13 protein-coding genes are annotated in these 20,287 nt (G+C 66.3%); all 13 read right to left on the reverse strand.

The features are described 5' to 3' along the window. Positions 1-137: 137 nt before the first annotated feature. The gene (locus G3N99_RS01605) at positions 138-2,135 is read right to left on the reverse strand and encodes an acetoacetate--CoA ligase (protein ID WP_206121451.1); all 1,998 of its coding nucleotides are present in this window, start codon (positions 2,133-2,135) and stop codon (positions 138-140) included. Further along, positions 2,129-2,983: a hypothetical protein gene (locus G3N99_RS01610; RefSeq protein ID WP_206121452.1), complete on the reverse strand. Its 855-nt coding sequence runs from the start codon at positions 2,981-2,983 to the stop codon at positions 2,129-2,131. The genes G3N99_RS01605 and G3N99_RS01610 overlap by 7 nt, the downstream gene beginning before the upstream one ends. Positions 2,984-3,104: 121 nt before the next feature. Beyond that, on the reverse strand, positions 3,105-5,351 hold the full coding sequence (locus tag G3N99_RS01615; RefSeq protein WP_206121453.1) for a hydantoinase B/oxoprolinase family protein: 2,247 nt from the start codon (positions 5,349-5,351) through the stop codon (positions 3,105-3,107). 14 nt (positions 5,352-5,365) lie between these two features. After that, positions 5,366-7,495, reverse strand: a complete 2,130-nt coding sequence (locus tag G3N99_RS01620; protein ID WP_206121454.1) for a hydantoinase/oxoprolinase family protein — start codon at positions 7,493-7,495, stop codon at positions 5,366-5,368. A 19-nt stretch (positions 7,496-7,514) separates the two neighbouring features. After that, on the reverse strand, positions 7,515-7,979 hold the full coding sequence (locus G3N99_RS01625) for an acetone carboxylase subunit gamma (protein WP_011354810.1): 465 nt from the start codon (positions 7,977-7,979) through the stop codon (positions 7,515-7,517). Continuing rightward, complete coding sequence (locus tag G3N99_RS01630; RefSeq protein WP_206121455.1) at positions 7,979-9,976, reverse strand: hydantoinase/oxoprolinase family protein; 1,998 nt, start codon at positions 9,974-9,976, stop codon at positions 7,979-7,981. The genes G3N99_RS01625 and G3N99_RS01630 overlap by 1 nt, the downstream gene beginning before the upstream one ends. A gap of 252 nt (positions 9,977-10,228) precedes the next feature. Beyond that, complete coding sequence (locus G3N99_RS01635; RefSeq protein ID WP_174937600.1) at positions 10,229-11,044, reverse strand: SDR family oxidoreductase; 816 nt, start codon at positions 11,042-11,044, stop codon at positions 10,229-10,231. Between the two features lie 34 nt (positions 11,045-11,078). Next, a complete protein-coding gene (locus tag G3N99_RS01640; RefSeq protein ID WP_206121456.1) occupies positions 11,079-12,164 on the reverse strand; it encodes a porin in 1,086 nt (361 codons plus the stop codon). Between the two features lie 764 nt (positions 12,165-12,928). Continuing rightward, positions 12,929-13,465, reverse strand: coding sequence for a MarR family transcriptional regulator (locus tag G3N99_RS01645; protein WP_206121457.1), 537 nt, complete (start codon positions 13,463-13,465; stop codon positions 12,929-12,931). Positions 13,466-13,517: 52 nt separating this feature from the next. Then, the gene (locus G3N99_RS01650; protein ID WP_206121458.1) at positions 13,518-14,120 is read right to left on the reverse strand and encodes a TetR family transcriptional regulator; all 603 of its coding nucleotides are present in this window, start codon (positions 14,118-14,120) and stop codon (positions 13,518-13,520) included. 164 nt (positions 14,121-14,284) lie between these two features. Further along, on the reverse strand, positions 14,285-15,733 hold the full coding sequence (locus G3N99_RS01655; RefSeq protein ID WP_206121459.1) for an efflux transporter outer membrane subunit: 1,449 nt from the start codon (positions 15,731-15,733) through the stop codon (positions 14,285-14,287). Then, positions 15,730-18,888, reverse strand: coding sequence for an efflux RND transporter permease subunit (locus G3N99_RS01660; RefSeq protein WP_206121460.1), 3,159 nt, complete (start codon positions 18,886-18,888; stop codon positions 15,730-15,732). Before G3N99_RS01660 ends, G3N99_RS01655 begins: the two co-directional genes overlap by 4 nt. An 11-nt stretch (positions 18,889-18,899) precedes the next feature. Next, positions 18,900-19,997 (reverse strand): efflux RND transporter periplasmic adaptor subunit, encoded by a 1,098-nt coding sequence (locus G3N99_RS01665; protein ID WP_277396310.1) that lies wholly within the window; start codon positions 19,995-19,997, stop codon positions 18,900-18,902. Between the last annotated feature and the right edge of the window lie 290 nt (positions 19,998-20,287).

The raw sequence follows: 20,287 nt of genomic DNA on the forward strand, positions 1-20,287 counted from the left end.
CCCGCCCACCCGGGAAAACGCGGAGAACGCTGCAAACGGATTACAGCAGTAAGGCCGCAGGCATGCCGCCGATTCATGCGCTGCGGGGTCGTCGTCGCCGGGCGCGGCGGCCGCTTCGGGAAGCGAGGCAGTCGCGCTCATCTCGGCACCTCGGCGGCAAACGCGACGTAGGCATCGAGCGCGGCCGGATTGGCCATCGCGTCGCGGCTCGCCGCCTGCTCGACCGGCCGCCCCATCAGGATCTTGCGCACCGGCACCTCCATTTTCTTGCCCGTCAGCGTGTACGGTATCTGCTCCATCGCGACCATCGTGTCCGGCACGTGGCGCGGGCTGCATAGCGTGCGCAGCCGCTCGGCGATGCGCGCACGCAGCGTGTCATCGAGCGTTTCGCCATTGCGCAGCCGCACGAACAGCGGCATGAAGAAACCGCCGCCCGGCAACTCGCAGCACACGACCAGGCTGTCAGCCACCTCGTCGATCTCCTCGACGACGCGATAGATCTCCGCCGAGCCGATTCGCACACCGTATCGATTCAGCGTCGAATCCGCTCGACCGTAGATGTAGCAGCCGCCGTCGCGCGTGATGCGCATGAAGTCGCCGTGCCGCCATGCGCCGGGGAAAGTTTCGAAGTACGACTCGCGATAGCGCGTGCCACCGTCGTCGTTCCAGAAGAAGATCGGCATCGACGGGGCCGGCTGCGTGACGACGAGCTCGCCCACTTCGTCGACGACCGGCTGACCGTCGTCGTTCCACACGTCGACCGCCATGCCGAGCATGCGCGCCTGGATCTCGCCCGCGCGCACCGGCAGCGATGGCACCGCGCCCACCAGCCCGCTGCACAGCTCGGTGCCGCCCGATTGCGACGTGACCCACAAGTCCTGCTTCACGTTACGGTAGAACCATGCGAACGTCTCGGGCGTGCTCGGCGCACCGGAGAGCAGCACACTCCTGAGCGCCGACAGGTCGAACTGCCGCCCGGGCTCGATGCCCGATTTCTCCATCATCTGCACGAAGGTCGGACTGCCGCCGAAGCAGGTGGCGCCGGCGTCGGCCGCGAGCCGCCACAGACACTCGGGGCCGCCGTGCATCGGGCTGCCGTCGTAGAGCACGGCGGAGGCACCGGTCAGCAGCGAGGCGACCAGCAGATTCCACATCATCCAGCCGGTCGTGCTGTAGAAGAACATCACGTCGCCCGGGTGCAGGTCCACATGCAGATGCATCAACTTCAGGTGCTCGGCCAGGATGCCCGCATGACCATGCACGATCGCCTTCGGCAAGCCCGTGGTGCCCGACGAGAACACGATCCACAGCGGATGATCGGCGCCGACACGCTCGAAGCGGAACGTATCGGCCGGCACGTCGGGGCCGGCGAGCAACGCGTCCCATGCGTGCACCGCGCACGGCAGCGACGTCGCATCGGCCGGCATCGCATCCGCCACGTTCGGCAGCCAGACGAGCGTCTGCAGAGACGGTAGCGACCGCGCGATCTCGGCGACCTCGCGCCGACGATCGAATACCTTGCCGCCGAAGTGGTAGCCGTCGGCGGCGATCAGCACCTTCGGCGCGATCTGCTGGAAGCGGTCGACGACGGTGCGCACGCCGAAGTCGATCGCAGCCGACGACCATATCGCGCCGATGGCGGTCGTCGCGAGCATCGCGACCGCGCACTCGGGCACGTTCGGCAGGTACGCGACGACGCGATCGCCCGGCACCACGCCGAGGTCGCGCAGGCGCGTCGCGAAGCGCCGCACCTGGCTCGCGAGCTCGGCGAGCGACATCGTCTGCAGCGGTCGCGTTTCGGAAGCGTAATGAAAGGCCGGCGCCGCACCCGCATGCGCGGCGTTCTGCAGCACATGCTCCGCGTAGTTCACGCGCGCATCCGGAAACCAGCGCGTATGCGGCATCGGCGCGCCGTCCGTCACGCGTCGCGCCGAGCCGTCGTACTGCACGCCGTACCATTGCCAGATCGACGCCCAGAACGCGTCGGGCTCGCGCACCGACCAGCGCCATAGCGCGTCGTAGTCCGCGAATGCCAGATCGCGATCGGTCGCGAGCCAGTCGAGATAGCGGGCAAGATGGGAGCCGCGCACGGACGTCTCGCCGGGCGTCCACAGCAGTTCGCCTTCGTTCACCATGTCAATCGCCTTTCATGTAAGAGCGCGAGCCGTTCGAGAACGGTCTCCGGATGTGCCGCAGCGGGAATCTCGGCCACGTCGAACGCCTTGGGTTCCGGCGCCGGCAGCGCGCCGTCTTGCCAGAACGTGTCCGGCACGACGATACCGGCCGCGCCGGGCCCGCATCGCGTCGGCGCGATCGTGAAATCCGGCCCCTGGCCGTCGGCAAGCGTCACGGCCGCCGGCCATTGCATGCCCCAGTCCCAGCCGTAATGCGTCGCGACGTTCGCGACAGGTTGATACAGTTCGAGCCACAGCGCGGTTTCGTCGGCCTCCCAGGTACGCGACTCGTGCAGCAGTACCGCATCGACACCCGCCGTCGCGAACGCCCGCAGGAAATCCGCGATGCTCGACGCCGCCGCATCGGCGGCATCCTCGTCGACCTCGCCGTGCGGCGAGCCGCCTGCCGATGCAAGCGCCCGAGCCGCCCAGTCGCGTGGAGACGGCAGCACGAGTGCAAAGATCGCATCGGGCAACGCCGCGCGCAACGCGCCCGCCAGCGCGGCCGCCTGCTCGCGCAGCGGCGTGCTCGCGAGACAGGCCTTCAGCGGCAGATGCGCGCGCTTCGTGTTCGCAGCCATCGCGTCCTGCAATGCCGTGTCGCGCGTCAGCCATGCGGCGGCAAGCTCCGCCAGCGGCAACGTGAGCACGTCCGATCCGAGCAACCCGTGCGCCTGGCGTGCCCACGCGACGCACGCGGCACTGTCGAGCCACGGCGCGCTGCCGCCCGCGAGCAACGGCACGCTGTAGCCAGCGTGATTCAGCCAGAGCGGCCGGCGCACCCGAGCGGTATCGATGAGTCGAGACATGATGCCTTCCAGTTCAGCATGAGGCCGGGTGGCCGTCAATCACGCGATCGCCGCCCGTCCTGCAGAAAAAAGCGTCCGGCGCGACGGCTCTCGCCCGCCGCGCCTCGGCCGTGGCGCCGGCTTATGCCTGCGCCGCCTTGTCGGCCAGCTGCGCCTCCAGTTCCGCGATGCGGACATCCTTCGGATCGAGCATGAAGGCGCCCTGGATCGCGTCCGCCGGCATCCGGACGCGCTGGCCCAGCGTCGTCGCGTAGATCTCGGTGCGGTCGTTCCAGCTGCCGAAGTACGGCAGCGTCGCGGGCGGCTCCGGCGTCACCCAGGCATCGCAGAACGCGTCGAACGGCTTGCCGCGCGCAATCCGTGCGAGCCGTTCGGCCGCCCGCGCTTCCGTCGTTGCCTCGACATCCACGACGAGCGTCTCCTCGTCGTAGACGACCTTGTAGATGTCACGCGCGTTCTCGTGCGACATCAGCTCCTCGCGCAGGTCCTTCATCACGAGCGCCGGATCGCGTTCGAGCACGTCGCCATAGCCGCCGCCCGAGCCCTGGCAGATCATGTAGATCTCGCCCTCGTTGCAGATCTCGAACGTCATGCCCATGTCGTGGCTGCTGTACTGCGCGCCCGGAATCGGCCGCTTGTTCATCAGCTCGACGATGTCGAACGTGTCGACGGCCTTCGGGTTCTCCTCGAGCACCTTGAAGATGTTGATGCCCTTGATCTTCATCAGCTGGTAGCTCGGGCACGAATAGCCGCCGAACAACCCCTGCGCCGACGGAAACTTCGAGCCCTCGCAGCCGGTCATGAAGCCCCACAGCCCGGAACCGCGCGCGGTCGCGATCTGCTCGTAGCCCATCCCCCCGCGATACTTGCCCCAGCCGATCCGGTCCTTCGCGAGCCGTTGTGCACCGAGGCGGATGATCGGCGTGTCCTCTTCCGCGATCTCGTGTTCGCCGGTGTCGCACATGAAGCCGAACACGGGCGAAATCGAATGCTCGCCGTCCGCGTGGCTGCGCGCGCCCTGCCCGTTGCCGTTGATGTCCGCGCAGAAGTTGCCGGTCACGTCGCCGTGCTGCGTCAGGCCGCCGTAGATGAACGTCGCCGCCTGGTCGTACTGCGACGCGATCACCGCCGAGTAGCGATGCGGCAGGCTGTAGCTCAGCTTGTTCATCGGAATCGTCCACACGACGCAGCCCTTGAACAGCGGCATCAGGCTCATCGCCTGCGGCATCTCGCCTTCCGCATCGAGGATCGAGTTGCGATCGGTGATGATCTCGATCGGCGACAGCACGGCCATCGTATGCGGCAGGTCGGGCCAGATGTTCTGCAGCAGGCCCGTGCACAGCGCCGCCTTGAACGACGCGATGTTGGTATTGACCGAACGGTTCATGAACTGCGGCGCCGAGCCGCGGAAATCCATCACCATCCGGTCGCCCTTCACGGTGATCGCGCACGAGATCTTCTGCAGCGCGTTCTCGCGCAGGCTCGAATCCATGAACTGCAGCACGCGCGTCGTGCCGTCGGGCAGTTCGCGAATGCGGCGCCGCATCTCCGTTTCGACGTCTTCCAGGTGGGTACGCAACGTGCCGATCAGCGCGTCGCGCCCATACTGGTCGAGCAGCGCGATGATCCGCTCGCGCAGGCGCAGCACCGCGTGCAGCTTCACCTTCATGTCCTCGAGCTGCAGGCGCGGGTCGCGCACCGAGTTCTGCAGGAACGTGACGAGGTCGCGCTTCAGCTCGAAGTTCTCGACGATCTTGAACGGCGGCATCTTGATGCCTTCGTCGTACTTGCTCTCCGCCTTGGCCGGCAGCCCGCCCGGCTCGGTCGAGCCGTTTTCGCCCTCGTGAATCGTCGACGACAGCCAGCACACGAGTTCGCCCTTGTAGAACAGCGGCACCATCATCGACTGGTCGGTGTTGTGGATGCCGCCGTAGCGTGCGTCGTTGTGGATGAAACCGTCGCCGTCCTTCACGCCGACCGTCGGGTCGTTCACCCAGTTCTTGATGATGAAGCGGATCGGATAGAAGCAGCACGCGGCGAATGCGATGATCCCGTGCGGCGCGATCATCGACAGGTCGCCCTGCGCGGTGTAGATCGCGGTGACGAGATCGCCCCACTTCGCGCCCGGCGCCGCGCCCATCTGGTTCACCATCGTGAACGCTTCGGACAGCGCCGAGTTGATCAGCCCGCGCACATGGTGGACCTGGTGCGGGTCGACGCCGCGCTCCAGCACTTCGTTCTCCAGCTTCGAGCGCGGCAGGATGCTGTGATTGCGCATGATCTCGGGATCGGGGCCGAGAAACAGCGTGTTGTCGGCGATGAACTTGTCGAGCAGCGCCCGGTCTTCCGCATTGATGTCGTTTTGCATGTCGATCTCCTTGCTTACTTGCGCAGGAACCACGCGCCGCCCTGGGCCGTCGCCTGATAGATCCAGCTCGGCTCGACGAGGAACGTCGTCGCGCGGGTCGTGATGACGGCCGGCCCTTCGATCTGCGTGCGCTCGGCACGGGCGCGGTCGTCGTAGATGGCGGTGCGTTGCGGCCCGTCGTGCCCGACGAAGTGGCATTCGCGGTAACCGACCGGTTCCGGCGGCGGCAGCGGGTTGTCGCTGACCGCGAGCTTCGCGAACTTCACCGACGGCTGTTCGACGTACGCGCAAACACGCAGCGTGTTGATCCGCACGCCGGTTTCCGGGCTTTGCGAGCCGTCCCCGAAGCGCGAGCCGTAACTCTCGTGGAACAGCTCCATCAGCGTCAGTACGTCGCGCTGTGTCTTCAGGCGCGAGAGCGGCGTGACGACGGCCGTCTGCACGCGCTGGTTGCCGTAACGCATGTCGAGTTCGAGCCGGTAGCGGATTTGCGACGGGTCCATCCCCTGCCGCTCCAGATCCTCGCGCCCGCGCCGCTCGAGTTCCTCGACGCCGCGGTTGAACGCGTCGAAATCCAGGAAGAACGATTTCGTGTTCGGGTTGAACAGCACCGTCCACGTGTTCATTTCGTGGATATGCATCTGGTTCACCGTCCCCGCACCGCATGCGGAGAACGTCGACGAATACGGCGGCGCCAGCACTTTCGCGACCCCGAGCGCGGACGCGATCCCGCACGCATGCAGCGGCCCGTTGCCGCCGTACGCGAGCACCGTGAATTCCTTCGGCTCGAAGCCGCGCGTGCGCAATTCGGTGGCGATGCCGTTGGCCATCGACGCGTCGACCTGCTTCTTGATCAGCTTGGCGGTTTCGATCACGTCGAGATCGAGCACGTCGCACAGGTCGTCCTGCATCGCCTGCTTCGCGCGGCGCGGATTCAGCGGAATGCGGCCGTTCGCGTAGTTCTTCGGATCCAGATAGCCGAGCAGCAGGTCGGCGTCGGTGACGGTCGGATGCTGGCCGCCCCGGTCGTAACACGCGGGCCCCGGATCGGAGCCGGCCGACTGCGGGCCGATCTCGACCGTCTTGTACATCCGCTCGTAGCGCGCGATCGAGCCGCCGCCCGCGCCCAGCGCGACGAGGTGCACCATCGGCACGCTGACGAGCCAGCGGTCGATCACCGGGTTGAAGTCGTAGAACTTCTGCCCGCCCTGCACGACGATCCCGATGTCGAAGCTCGTGCCGCCCATGTCGGTCGCGACGACGTTGCCCAGCTCGGCGGCCGCCGCCAGGTACTCGCTCGCGGCGATGCCCGACACCGGCCCCGAGTGGACGGTCTGCAGCGCATCGGTCGAGTTGAGTTGCGCCATCCCGCCCGAGTTGTGATTGACGAGCATCGGCTTCGTATAGCCCTGCTGGCGCAGGTTCAGCTCCAGCGTGCCGAGCCCGTGGTACATGATCTGATGCAGGAACGCGTCGATGATCGACGACGTCGCGCGCGAATACTCGCCCTTGCGGCCGACCACCTGATGCGACAGCAGCATCGGGATCGCGCCGAGCATGTGCGCCGGGTACTCCTCGAGGAAGATCTCGCGCACACGCAGTTCGTGCACCGGGTTCACGACGCTGTTCGTGAACATCACGACGAGTGCCTGCGCACCGGCGTCGACGAGCTCGCGGATGCGCAAGCGCACGTCGTCCTCGTCGAGCGTCCAGAACACCTGGCCGACGTAGTCGACACGCTCGCGAATCTCGCGGATCAGCGGAATCGCCACCAGTGGCTCCGGGCGTGCCGCATTCGGAATGTCCATCTGCTCGTGTTCGGACAGCCCTTCCCCGTAGCCGCGGGCACGCGACAGCGGCACCGTGTGCTTGAAGCCCGTCGTGACGAGCAGGCCGACGCGCGGGCCCTTGCGCTCGATCAGCGCGTTGGTGCCGAGCGTCGTCGCGTAGCGCACCGAATCGACTTCCGACAGCAGCTGGGTCGGCGTCAGTTCGAGCTGGCGGCAGGCGTCGGCCAGCGAATCGTTGAAGCCGACCGCCAGATTGTGGTGCGTCGTGAGCGACTTGCCCTCGACGCAATGATCGCCCCATGCCACGAAGCAATCGGTGAAGGTGCCGCCAATGTCGACGGAAACACGTTTCATGATCGAATCTCCCCGTGGCTCAAGTGGACGACGCGTCGGTGCCGGCACCGACTGCGTGGCGATGATGGGCGGCCGCATGCAGCGCGCGCTGCAGCTTCACGCGTTCGAGTGCAAGATCGGGCGCCTGCGCGGGCTCCGTCATCTCCTCGCGATCCTTCCATTGCAGCTTCAACGCGTCGATGTCGAGATCGATGTCGTGCAGCGGCGGATGGCCGGGCGGCAGGTATTCGGCTTCGACGAGCACGCCGCATTCCGGGCAGTAGTATTCGAGAATCCGGCACCAGTCCGGGTCCGGCGAATAAGTGCGCGCGTAGCGGTTCGGATCGAGCAGCGGCTTGTGGATCTCGCGCGGATCGCGATCGTGGACGAGCAGGCCGCGCTTGTAGTTGTCGCGCGCGCTGCCGTGCGCATGACCGCAGCGCCGGCATTCCCATTGTTCCGTGCCGAGATCGATGCGCAGGGTTTCGGTAATCAGGACTTTCATTATTCGTTCTCCGTGCCGCTGCTGAGCAGGATGTCTCCGGCGGAATTGATGTCGAAATGCCAGCCGGCGTCGATGCGCCCCGTGAAGAACGCTTCCTCGAGCACCGCCGGGCCGGCCGCGCGTACCGCGACGCCCTTCGGCTGATCCTCGACGCGGTACAGCGGCAGTTCGGCTTCGCGGCCATCGACCACGACGCGCCGCGTGCCGTGCGCAACGGCGGGCTGGTGGCCGGTCTCGCCGAAGCGGCCGTCCAGCGTCGCTTGCGGCATGCGCTTGATCGCGGTCAGCGACACGGACAGCGTCGCATCCGTTGCAAGCCCGGCCGGCAGCGTCGTGCCGGTCACCGCGTGCTCGCTACTCCGGCCGCTGGCGTCGGTCGCTTCGACCGTATAGACCAACCGGCAGTCGTCGATCGCCGCGTCTTCACCGAACATCGCACGCGACGCCTGCGTGAACAGCGTGTCCATCGCGGCAGCGAGTGCGCCGTCGGTCGCTTCGGCAAGCGGCGCCGAGAAGCTGTGCCCGACATCCGAAAAGCTGATTCCGTACGCGGAAAACACGGCCGCCAGCCCCGGAATCAACACCCGCTTCACGCCGATCGCCTCCGCGACGCGGCACGCGACGAGCGCCCCCGCGCCGCCGAACGCGGCAAGCGTCGTGTCGGGCCGGATCGACGCATAGGCGGTGAGGCTGTCGGCGACTTTCTTCACCCACGCGGCTTCCATCGCGGCGAGCGCTTCCAGGTCGCCCATCTTCAGCGGATCGGCCACATGCGCATGAATCGCCTGGCGGGCGCGCGCCTTGTCGAGCTGCAGCTTGCCGCCGAAGAACGACGCGGGATCGAGCAGGCCCGACAGCGTGAACGCATCGGTGATCGTCGCCTGCGTGCCGCCCAGGCCGAAACAGGCCGGCCCCGGCGCGCTGCCGACACTTTCCGGCCCTACCGCGATGCGTTCGCCTTCCACGCGGATGATCGAGCTGCCGCCGACGCCCGCACTCACCACGTCGCACAACGCGAACGACGTCGCGACGCCTTCGACGTTGCCGTGCCGTTCCGCGCGCACGCCGCGTTCGTCGACCACGCCGATGTCGGTCGTCGTTCCGCCGATGTCCATCGACAGCAGATGCGTCAGCCCGTAGTGCCGGGCCAGCACGCGCGCGCCCTCCATCCCGCCGCGCGGGCCGGAACTGTAGGTCTTCAGCGCGATCGTCTTCGCGACGCGCCCTGCATAGCCGTCGTTGCGGAACACGAGCAGCGGGCTCTGCGCGCGCGCATCGCGCAGCTTCTGTTCGGCGCTGTAGAGAAAGCGCTCCATCGCCGGATGCAGGAACGCGTTGAACAGTGCGGTCCACGTGCGGCGCACGTCGCTCGCGTCGTCGGCAATTTCGTGTGCATACAGGATCGGCAGCGCGCCGAGCAGGTGCGGCGGAAAGCTGCGCAGCAGCTTGCGCTTCAGGCGCTGTTCGAATTCGACGCGGCCCGGGCCGCCGATCGCCACCACGAGCCGGTTGGCCCCCGACGCCGCGAGTTCACCGACCGCGCGAACCACGTCGGCTTCGGGCGAAGCGCCGGACAGCGTGACTGCGCGGCTGCCGATCACCGCGTCGAACAGGTCGGCGGCGCCGTCGGCTTCGCGCACCTGCGCGGCCGACAGCGTCCCGCCGACCACGAGCCCGAGCCGCGGCCCCTTGCGCTCGACGAGTGCGTTCGTCCCCTGGGTCGTCGAATAGCGGATCGCGGCCGTCGACAACAGCAGCGCCTCCAGGTCTTCGTTGCCGTAGATCGCCACGGACGCCTTGCGCAGCCCGTCGAACAGGCATTGCGACAGGTCGTGCGGCGTGGTCAGCGTCTTCGTGCGGATCACGTTGTCGCCGTCCATCACGCAGATGTCGGTCAGCGTGCCGCCGTTGTCGATGTTGATCAGGCGATGTCGCGCGGTCCGTGTGCCGGACGTGCCCGATGCCGCGTGCTGGATCGAATCGGTTGGGATTGTCATGAGCTCTCTCGCTTCGTGATCGGCCGGTTCAGGCGCGGCCCGGCCGCCGTGCCCGTGCGGCACGGCGCAGGTCGATGGGCGCGCGCGGCTCCGTCATGCAACGGTGCGGCGTCGGAAAAGGAAGGGAATGCACGTCGTCTCCTGTCTGGTTATGTTCGTCGTGGAATCAGTGTAGGCAGCGGCCTGTCGGCCGCCGCCACCCGTCCGGGTAGTTATCGGGTATGGATTGCCCGTATCGGTCGCATCCGCGCGTCAGGCGCCGGCCGACGCGTTCGCGCCCGCCCGTTCGATCGCCGGCTTCACGCTGTCGATCGCGCCGCCGCCGTCACACGGAATCACGGCGCCGGACACGTACGACGCATACGGCGACGCGAGGAACAGCGCGAGGTTCGCAATGTCGTCGGTCGAGCCAAACCGGCGCAGCGGCACGGCCGATTCGGCCAGCGCGAGTTCGTCGTCGGTGCGGGCGATCAGCTTGCGAAAGCCTTCCGTACCGTCGATCGGGCCCGGCGAGATCGCGTTGACGCGCACGCCGTCGGCGCCCCATTCCAGCGCGAGCACGCGGGTGAGCTGGTCGATGCCGGCTTTCGCCGCGGACGCGTGTGCCTGATGGCGCATCGGCACCGTCGCCTGCGGTGCGGTGATGCTGATGATCGACGCGCCCGGCTTGCGCAGATGCGGATAGGCCTGCCGCATCACGTTGAACGAGCCGATCAGGTCGATATCGATGACCGTGCGGAAGCCGTTCGCCGACATCGCGTTCGCGTCGCACAGGAAATTGCCCGCCGCGCCGGATATCAGCACGTCGATCGGGCCGAATTCGCGCACCGCATCGCCGAGCGCGGCGCCCACCGCGTCGAAATCGCGGACGTCGGCGCATGCGCCGTACACCGACGCATGGGTCGTGCGCAGTGTCTTCACCGCAGCGTCGACGTTCTCGCGTTTGCGGCTCGCCACGCTGACAGCCGCGCCGCATCGCGCGAATGCTTGCGCGATGCCGAAGTTGATGCCGGTCGTGCCGCCGAAGACGAACACGTGCCGTTGCTCGAAACCTATCTCGATCTGCATGTCACCCTCCTGTCGAAACCTGGGAACCCCGTCGTCAGAACAGGTGGCGCATGCCGATCACGGTGCCGAACGTCGACCCGTTCGCGCCGTACAGCGCACCGTTCGTCGACAGCCCCGTATTCATCTTGCCGTGGTTGTTCACATAGCCGAGCTGCCCGTACAGCAACGTCGCCTTCGACAGGCTGTAGGTCAGCCCTGCCGCAGCGAGGATCGAGTGATTGTTCGTGTCGTTGCCATCGCTCGTGTACCAGACGCCGGCGTCCGCGCTCACGACCGGCGTGAACTGATAGGCGGCGCCGCCGCCGTAGACGCGGCTGTCGAACGAGCCCGCGATCTTGTAATTGACGTACGCGGCTTTCACCGTGAGCGCGTCGTACTGATAGCTCGCGCCGAGCGTGCGCCCGGTAAACGGCACCGTGCTCGGCACCGGCGTCGATGCGGCCGTGCCGCCCGAGTTGCCGTTGTACATCGCGGCACTGACGAGCAACGGCCCATACGTGTAATTCAGGCTCGCCGAATACTGGCGGCCCGCCTGGAAATCGCCGGCCTTGCCGCCGAGCGCAAGCATCGCGCTGCCCTGCAAGCCCGCCACCACCGGGCTCGTGTACGAAATCGCATTCGCGTTGAAGATCCCCGTCACGAGCACGCCGCCGACATAGATCGGCACGCCGCTGCCGAAGTACGACACGCTGCGCGCGTCGGTGGCGATCAACGACAGCACGAACGGCGAGAACTGGACGCCGGCCTTCACCGTGCCGTAGCGGCTCTCGATCCCCACCCACGCCTGCCGGCCGAACAGGTTGCCGTTCGAGTCCGCATAGCCGCCGTTCGACACGTCGATGCCGCTTTCGAGCGTGAAGAGCGCCTTCACGCCGCCGCCGAGATCCTCGGTGCCTTTCAGGCCGAACAACGACGGCGTCATCCCGCCGGTGACCATCGATACCTGATGCCCGGCATTCAGCCCGGTCTTCGGATCGATCGCCTTGCTCGTATAGAGGATGCCGGCATCGACGACACCGTAGAGCGTGACACTGCTTTGCGCATGCACGGGCAAGCCGGCCGTGGCCAGCAGCACGCCGGCAACGGACGCGAAACGTTTGCGGGACGGGATGATCGTCATCGGGAATGTCTCCTGTTCTAGTCTCTGTTTGTTGGATACCTGTGCTTCGCTGTTGCGAATGTCCGCCGGACCGGATGCCGCGGCTTGCCCGGGCCCGGTCGTCACGCGGCGGAGTCCGACCGTCCGTGCACGTTGATCGACAGGATTGCCGTCGACGCGCATGCGCCAATCGGAAGCAGGACGAAACAAATCACGTCCCGTGCACCTGTTTTTGCGCGGGAGTCACGACCCGGCGGTATCGCCGCCGTTCAGTCGCGTTGTTTCTGGAAAAGGAGTGTAGGTATGGGGGGGACGGGTGGCAGCTACCCGTTCGGGTAGTTTGGGAGCATGGATTCCCCTGATCGGGGATGACGGGTTCAAGCGCGCTCGGCCACCCGGGCGAGCCGTCGTGAAGGCGGGCCCCTTTGCGCCAGCGTGATGCCGATTGTCTTCGGGCCCGCCCCCCGACAGCAGGGTTTCGATCCCGTACATGATCGCCCCGAGCGCGATATCCCGGGCGACCATCACGTGGCCGACCCGCAGGCGCCCTGCATCGATCGCCGTTTGCAGGTCGCGCGTCGGATACACGTCGAGCAGCCGGCCACGCAACGCGACGAAGCCTGCCTGTCCGACCCGGGGCCGCCGCTGCGGCCGTTCCCGGGGCCGACCGACGGCGCGACCCGGGCCGACCGGAATTCGGCGAACGGCGGCATTGCCGACCAGTTACCAGGGAGGATTGGACGAAGGCCGCCTTTCGGCACGTACCGATGAACCGGCCTTGCCATTCATCCGGTCGCATCGCCTCGTGCTGCATTGCCGAGCATGCGCGACAGCAAATTGCCCAGCAATCGAAGCTCGTCGTCGCTCGCGAAGGCGCGCAGTTCGCACTGGATCTCGTCTTGCAGGTCGCGCCACGCAGCCGCGATCCGGCGCCCGTCACACGTGAGCGACAAGTAGACGACGCGGCGATCGTCCTCCTTTTGCGTCCGCACCACGAGATACTGCGCCTCCAGCCGGTCCACCAGACGCGTCACCGCGCTGCCGGCAATGCCGCAGGCATCGGCCAGTTCGCCGGCCGTCAGCGACGCTTCGTCATCGAGCACGTGCAGGATCGACGCCTGCGACTTCGTAATGCCGAGCGCCTGCTCGACGCGCCGGTCGATGCACCTGGACTGCAACGAATCGGCAGCCGACAGCAATGGCACGATGGACATGCCACGGTGGCGCCTTTCCGGCAGGACGAAATGCGAACCAGACGTGCCTGGTGCCATTTCACGGGCTCGTTCTTTCGCGATTTCAAGCTCTTTCGGTACGGGATTCATGACAGCACTCATGGATCGCGGCGCCACGCCATGCGTCGAGCGCCCGATACCTTCATCCTTGAATCAGGGTGCGGACGACCTCGGTCACTTCAACCCGGTCCGGATTGCGGCATCCTGGCCGCGTCAATTCGCGGTGCAGCAATCCGCTCAACGTCGCGTGAACCACGCTGGCGATCACCGCCGGTTCATGCTCGCTCGCCAGCTGCCCGGCCGATATCGCACGACGCAACCACGCATCGATGCGCTGTTCCGCCGCGTACGCAGCCTGGCAGACCCGTTCGCAGAAATCCGCCGTTTCCTTCGCGTTTTCACATCGCGTGTACGACAGCGTGTACAGCCGGCGCGACAACTTCGAGCGCGTCGCCATCCGCCAGCACGCACCGAGTGCATCGATCAGCGCGTCGAGCTCATGCTCGGCATCGTGTCGCGATGCAATCAGGAAAGGATCCAGCGGGATCGCCGCATCGGCGAAGATGGCATCGAGCACCTCGAGCTTGCTCGCGAAGTGCCAGTACACGGCCCCGCGCGTGACGCCGGCCCGGCGGGCGATTTCCTCGAGCGACGCATGCGCGAAGCCATGATCGAAGAACACGCCCTGTGCCGACTCGACGATGATGGCCCGTGTCGCCTGTGCCTGTTCACGGGTTCGTTTCACCATAACGTTTCCGAACGTCCATCCGGGTCCGGATGGCTCGCGTGTCACATCGCAGCGGCCCGGCAAGGGCATGCGATTGCGCGCCCCGGGTGTCGGGGCACGCATCCTGAATCACCGAACGGGCCGGGCCCGTTGCGGTGTCCTGCTTCACGTCAGCGCACGGGTCAACCCGGCGGATGCGCGGCCTGCCCGGCCGACGCGTCGGCTTTCACCGTCCGGTCCTGCCAGCCGCCGCCCAATGCGCGGTAGAGGTCGACCGTGTTCGACATCCTCGCCAGCCGGACCTTGACCAGATTCTGCTGCGCGTCGTACAGCGACCGCTGGTTGACGAGCACGTTCACGTAGCCGTCGACACCCTCGCGATAGCGTACGTCGGACAACCGGTACGCCGACTGGCTCGCCTCCACCAGCAGGCGCTGGGCCGTCTCCTGCTGGCCCCAGGTCGCACGCCCGTCGAGCGCATCGGAGACTTCGCGAAACGCCGTCTGGACCGCCTTCTGGTACGTCGCGACTTCGATGTCGCGATTGACCTTCGAGACTTCCAGGTTCGCGCTGTTGCGCCCGTAGTCGAAGATCGGCACGCTGATCGTCGGCCCGAACGACCACGCGGCGCTGCCCGGATCGAACAGGTTGCGCAGCGACGCACTGGCCGTGCCGCCGCTTGCCGTCAGCGAAATGCTCGGGAAGAACGCCGCGCGGGCGGCGCCGATGTTCGCGTTGGCCGCCATCAGCTGATGCTCGGCCGCCATGATGTCCGGCCGCCGCGCAAGCAGGTCCGACGGGAGCCCGGCCGGCAGATCCTCGTCGAGACGAACCGTCGTCAACGATTCGCGCGACAGCAGCGCATCGTCGAGCGGCACGCCCACCAGCAGCGTCAGCGCGTTGATGTCGGTCCGCACCTGCCGGTCGTACTGCGCGAGATTCGCTTCCGCCGCACGAGCGGTCGTCTCTGCCTGACGCAGATCGAGCAGCGACGACGTGCCGTTCCGGTACCCCGATTCGGCGATCTTCAGCGACGCCCGCTGGCTGGCGAGCGTATCGGCCGTCAGCGCCTTGATGTCCTGGTCGGCCTGCAGCGTCAACCACGCGGTGGCCACCTCGGCGATCAGGCTGATCCGGGTGGCCTGGCGCGTGGCCTCGGTCGCCAGATAGGTCTGCATCGCCTGCTCCGTCAGGCTGCGGATCTTGCCGAACAGGTCCAGCTCGTACGACGCGACGCCCCCGACGTTGTAGGACCGCGTGACGCCGGCCTGGCCCGTCGTCGACAGGTCCGACGGCAGCCGCTGGATCGACCCGGACGCGCTGGCCGACAGCGTCGGCAGCAGGTCCGCCCGCTGGATCCGGTACTGCGCGCGTGCCGCTTCGATGTTCAGCACGGCCACGCGCAGGTCGCGGTTGTTTTCCAGTGCCATGCCGATCAGCGTCTGCAGGTGCGGGTCGGTGTAGAAGTCGCGCCAGCCGACTTCCGCGGCCGACGGCCTGCCGGCGTGGTCCTGCGCGGCCGTCGCGTACCGCGCGGCGACCGACGGGTCCGGACGATGATAGGTTGGGATCATCGTGCAGCTCGCCATCAGCAGCGCGGCGGGCAATGCCGCGAGTTTCAGGATCTTCATGCGGTCACCTCGTCAACCTTGTCCATGTCGTCGGCCTTGTCGGCCTTGCCTTTCTTGCCGCGCGAGAACAGGCCCGTCACCAGCACATAGAACAACGGCACGTAGAACACGGCCAGGAACGTCGCGGTCATCATCCCGCCGACCACACCCGTACCGACCGAGTGCTGGCTGCCCGAGCCGGCGCCGTTCGAGATCGCGAGCGGCAGCACGCCGAGCACGAACGCCATCGACGTCATGATGATCGGGCGCAGCCGCAGCCGTGCCGCCTGAACAGCCGCCTGCATCAACGACATCCCTTCTTTTTCGTACAGCTCTTTCGCGAACTCGACGATCAGGATCGCGTTCTTCGCGGACAGGCCGACCGTCGTCAGCAGGCCCACCTGGAAGAACACGTCGTTCGTCAGGCCGCGCGCCAGCGTGGCGACCACGGCGCCGATCACGCCGAGCGGCACGACCATCAGCACCGAGAACGGCACCGACCAGCTCTCGTACAGCGCGGCAAGACAGAGGAACACGATCAGGATCGACAGCGCATAGAGCGCCGGCGCCTGCGAACCCGACAACTGTTCTTCATAGGACAGCCCCGTGACCGCCAGACCGAATCCGTTCGGCAGCTGCGCCGCGATCTTCTCGATCTCCTGCATCGCTTCGCCCGAGCTGTGGCCGGCTTTCGGCTGGCCCTGCAGTTCGACGGCCGGAATGCCGTTGTAACGCTCGAGCTTCGGCGAACCGTATTCCCAGTGCCCCGACGCCACCGCCGAGAACGGCACCATCTGGCCGTTGCTGTTGCGCAAATACCATTTGTAGAGATCCTCCGGACCCACGCGCGCATCCGGCAGGCCCTGGACGTACACCTTCTTCACACGGCCGCGATCGACGAAGTCGTTCACGTACTGGGAACCCCAGGCGGCGGTCATCGTATCGTTGATGTCGGCGATGCTGACCTGCAGCGCACGCGCCTTCTCGTCGTCGATATCGATGTGGAACTGCGGCTCATCGTTCATGCCGTTCGGGCGGACGTTGGCCAGCAGCGGATTCTCGTGCGCCAGTTTCAGGAACTGGTCGCGCGCGGCCATCAACGCGTCGTGGCCCTGACCGGTACGATCCTGGAGATACACGTCGAAGCCCTGCGAGTTGCCCATTTCCATGATCGCCGGCGGCACGATCGGAATCACGACGCCATCCTTGATCTTCGAAAACGCCGCACCGGCACGCTCTGCAAGCCCGAACACGCTGGGATCGCTCCCCTTGCGCTGTTCCCACGGCTTGAGCGCGACGAATGCCAGCGCCGAACTCTGCCCGCGCCCCGCAAAGTTGAAGCCGTTCACGGTGTAGACCGATTCGACGACATCGCCCTCGTCCTTCAACAGGTAGTCACGTACCTTCGCCAGCGTGTCCTCGGTCCGTTCCGCCGATGCATTGCTCGGCATCTGGAGCTGAACGAACAGCGTCCCCTGGTCTTCGTCCGGCAGGAAGGCCGTCGGAATGCGCGTGAACAGGAAGCCCATGCCGACCACGATCAGCAGGTAGATGACAATGTAGCGCCCCTTCTTGCGCAGGATCGCCGCGACCGCACCTTCGTAGCGGTCGGTCCCGCGGTCGAACGTGCGGTTGAACCATCCGAAGAAGCCCTTCTTCGCGTGATGATCGGCGTCGCCCGGCTTGAGCATCGTCGCGCACAACGCCGGCGTGAACACCAGTGCAACCAGCACCGACAGCGCCATCGCCGACACGATCGTGATCGAGAACTGGCGATAGATCACGCCCGTCGATCCACCGAAGAACGCCATCGGCAGGAACACGGCCGACAGCACCATCGCGATGCCGACCAGCGCACCCTGGATCTGCCCCATCGACTTGCTCGTCGCTTCCCGCGCGCTCAGCCCTTCCTCGGTCATCACGCGCTCGACGTTCTCCACCACGACGATCGCGTCGTCGACCAGCAGGCCGATCGCCAGCACCATGCCGAACATGGTGAGCGTGTTGATCGTGAAGCCGAACGCGGAGAGCACGCCGAACGTACCCAGCAGCACGACCGGCACCGCCAGCGTCGGAATCAGCGTCGCGCGGATGTTCTGCAGGAACAGGTACATCACCAGGAACACCAGGATGATGCCTTCGATCAGCGTCTTGACCACTTCATGAATCGACGCATGAACGACCGGCGACGTATCGTACGGAACGACGATCTTCACGCCCGGCGGCAACAGCGCTTCCTGCTCCTTGAGCAGCTTCTTGACGGATTCCACCGTCTCGAGGAGGTTCGCGCCGGTCGCCAGGCGCAGTGCGATACCGGCCGACGGCTTGCCGTTGTACATGCTCGAGATCGAGTAGTTCTCCGGCCCGAGGCTCACGGTCGCGACGTCGCCGAGCTTGACCTGCGAACCGTCGGCATTCACCTTGAGCAGGATCTGCTTGAACTCGTCGGCGGTACGCAGGCGCACCTTCCCGATCACGGTCGCGCTCAGCTCCACGCCGCGCCGCGTCGGCAGGCCGCCGAGCTGGCCCGACGACACCTGGACGTTCTGCGACCGGATCGCATTCGTGACATCGAGCGGCGTGAGCGAATAGCTGTCGAGCTTCGCCGGGTCGAGCCAGATCCGCATCCCGTACTGCGAACCCATCAGCAGGTAGTCGCCCACCCCTTTCGTTCGCAGGATCGGATCCTGCAGGTTCGACGCCAGATAGTTGCCGAGGTCGCCGCTCGACATTTTTCCGTCTTCGGAGACGAGCGCCGCGACCATCATGAAGTTGATCTGGTACTTGACGACGCGAATCCCCTGCTGCTGCACTTCCTGGGGCAGAAGCGGCGTCGCGAGCGACAGCTTGTTCTGCACCTGGACCTGCGCGATATCGGGATTGGTGCCCTGGTCGAACGTCGCGACGATCGTCATGCTGCCGTCGGCGTTACTTTCCGACGACATGTAACGCAGGCCGTCGAGGCCGTTGAGCTGCTGCTCGATCGGCTGGACGACCGTGTCCTGAACCGTCTGCGCGGACGCGCCCGGGTAGTTGACCGTGATCGACACCGCAGGCGCCGCGATGTTCGGATACTGGTTGATCGGCAACGACCGGATCGCCAGATAACCGGCCAGCATGATGACGATGGCGATCACCCACGCAAAGATGGGCCGCCTGATAAAGAACTGTGACATGCGCGCTCCGACTAGCTGCCGTTTGCCGTAGACGGCGCGGCCATGCGCGCGTCACCGAGGTCGACATGGACGTTCGTCGCGGGCACCGCGACGACCTTCATGCCGACCTGCAGTTTCTGCACGCCTTCGGTCACCACGCGTTCGCCCACATTCAGCCCCGAGCGGACGAGCCACGTATTGCCGACCGTCCGGTCCACCGCGAGCTGCTTCAGTTGCACCTTGCCGTCGGCGCCGACGACCCAGGCCACCGGCGTGCCCGTCGTATCGCGCGTGACGCCCTGCTGCGGCACCAGGATCGCGTCCCGCTTGATGCCCTCGTCGAGCTTCGTGCGCACGAACATGCCCGGCAGGATCTGGTGATCCGGGTTCGGGAACTGGGCGCGCAACGTCACCGAGCCCGTGCCTTCGTCGACACTGACTTCGGAGAATTTCAGCGTGCCGCCGTGCGCATACGACGTGCCGTCCTCGAGCAACAGCCCGACACTGGCCGCGCCTGCGCTGACGGTCTGCAACTGGCCGTCGGCAAGTTCCTTGCGCAGGCGCAGCATGTCGGACGACGACTGCGTCACGTCGACATAGATGGGATCGAGCTGCGTGATGACGGCCATCGACTGGGCCTGGCCGTTCGTGACCAGGGCGCCTTCCGTCACGAGCGAGCGGCCGATGCGCCCGGCGATCGGTGCGTAGACCTTCGTGTAGTCCAGGTTGACCTTCGCGGTATCGAGGTCGGCCTGCGCCTGGCGGTACGAGGACACCGAGTCGTCGTACTGCTGACGGCTCACCGCGTTGTCGGCAAGCAGCTTTTCATTGCGCTCGGCGAGATGCTGCGCCGAGACCAGCGCGGCGCGCGCCTTCTCGTACGCGGCCTTGTACGGCGCATCGTCGATCTGGTAGAGCTGCTGGCCCTGCTTGACATCGTCGCCTTCGACGAAGAGCCGCCGCTTGATCACGCCGTTGACCTGCGGGCGCACCTCGGCGACACGCCACGAATTGGCGCGACCCGGCAACAACGACTTGAGCGTGATCTCCTGCGGCTGCAGCGTGACCACGCCGACCTCGGGCACAGCCGCCACCGCGGCTTCCTTCTTCTGGCATCCGGCGACAGCCATCGACCCGACTACGACACACGTCGCAAGCAAGGCGGTTCTCTTGGGAATGATCATCCGGTACATACAACATCCCTCACTGTTCGTTTCATGTTTCTCACTCTCAACGTTGCGAATCCGGCAGCCACTGGGGAAGCCCCTCCGTGCGCCGGGCTGAACGACAAGTCCGGTTCGTCTGTCCATATGGACGCCTGCTCGGCGCATCCGCCATCGCGACGTGCATACGATCCACCGCACGCAACCTCGAATCGGCAAGCGACACCGGATTCAACGATTTCTGCGCGCAGCATGAC

This window comes from Burkholderia sp. Ac-20392 (assembly GCF_017104585.1).
GTDB lineage: Bacteria > Pseudomonadota > Gammaproteobacteria > Burkholderiales > Burkholderiaceae > Burkholderia > Burkholderia lata.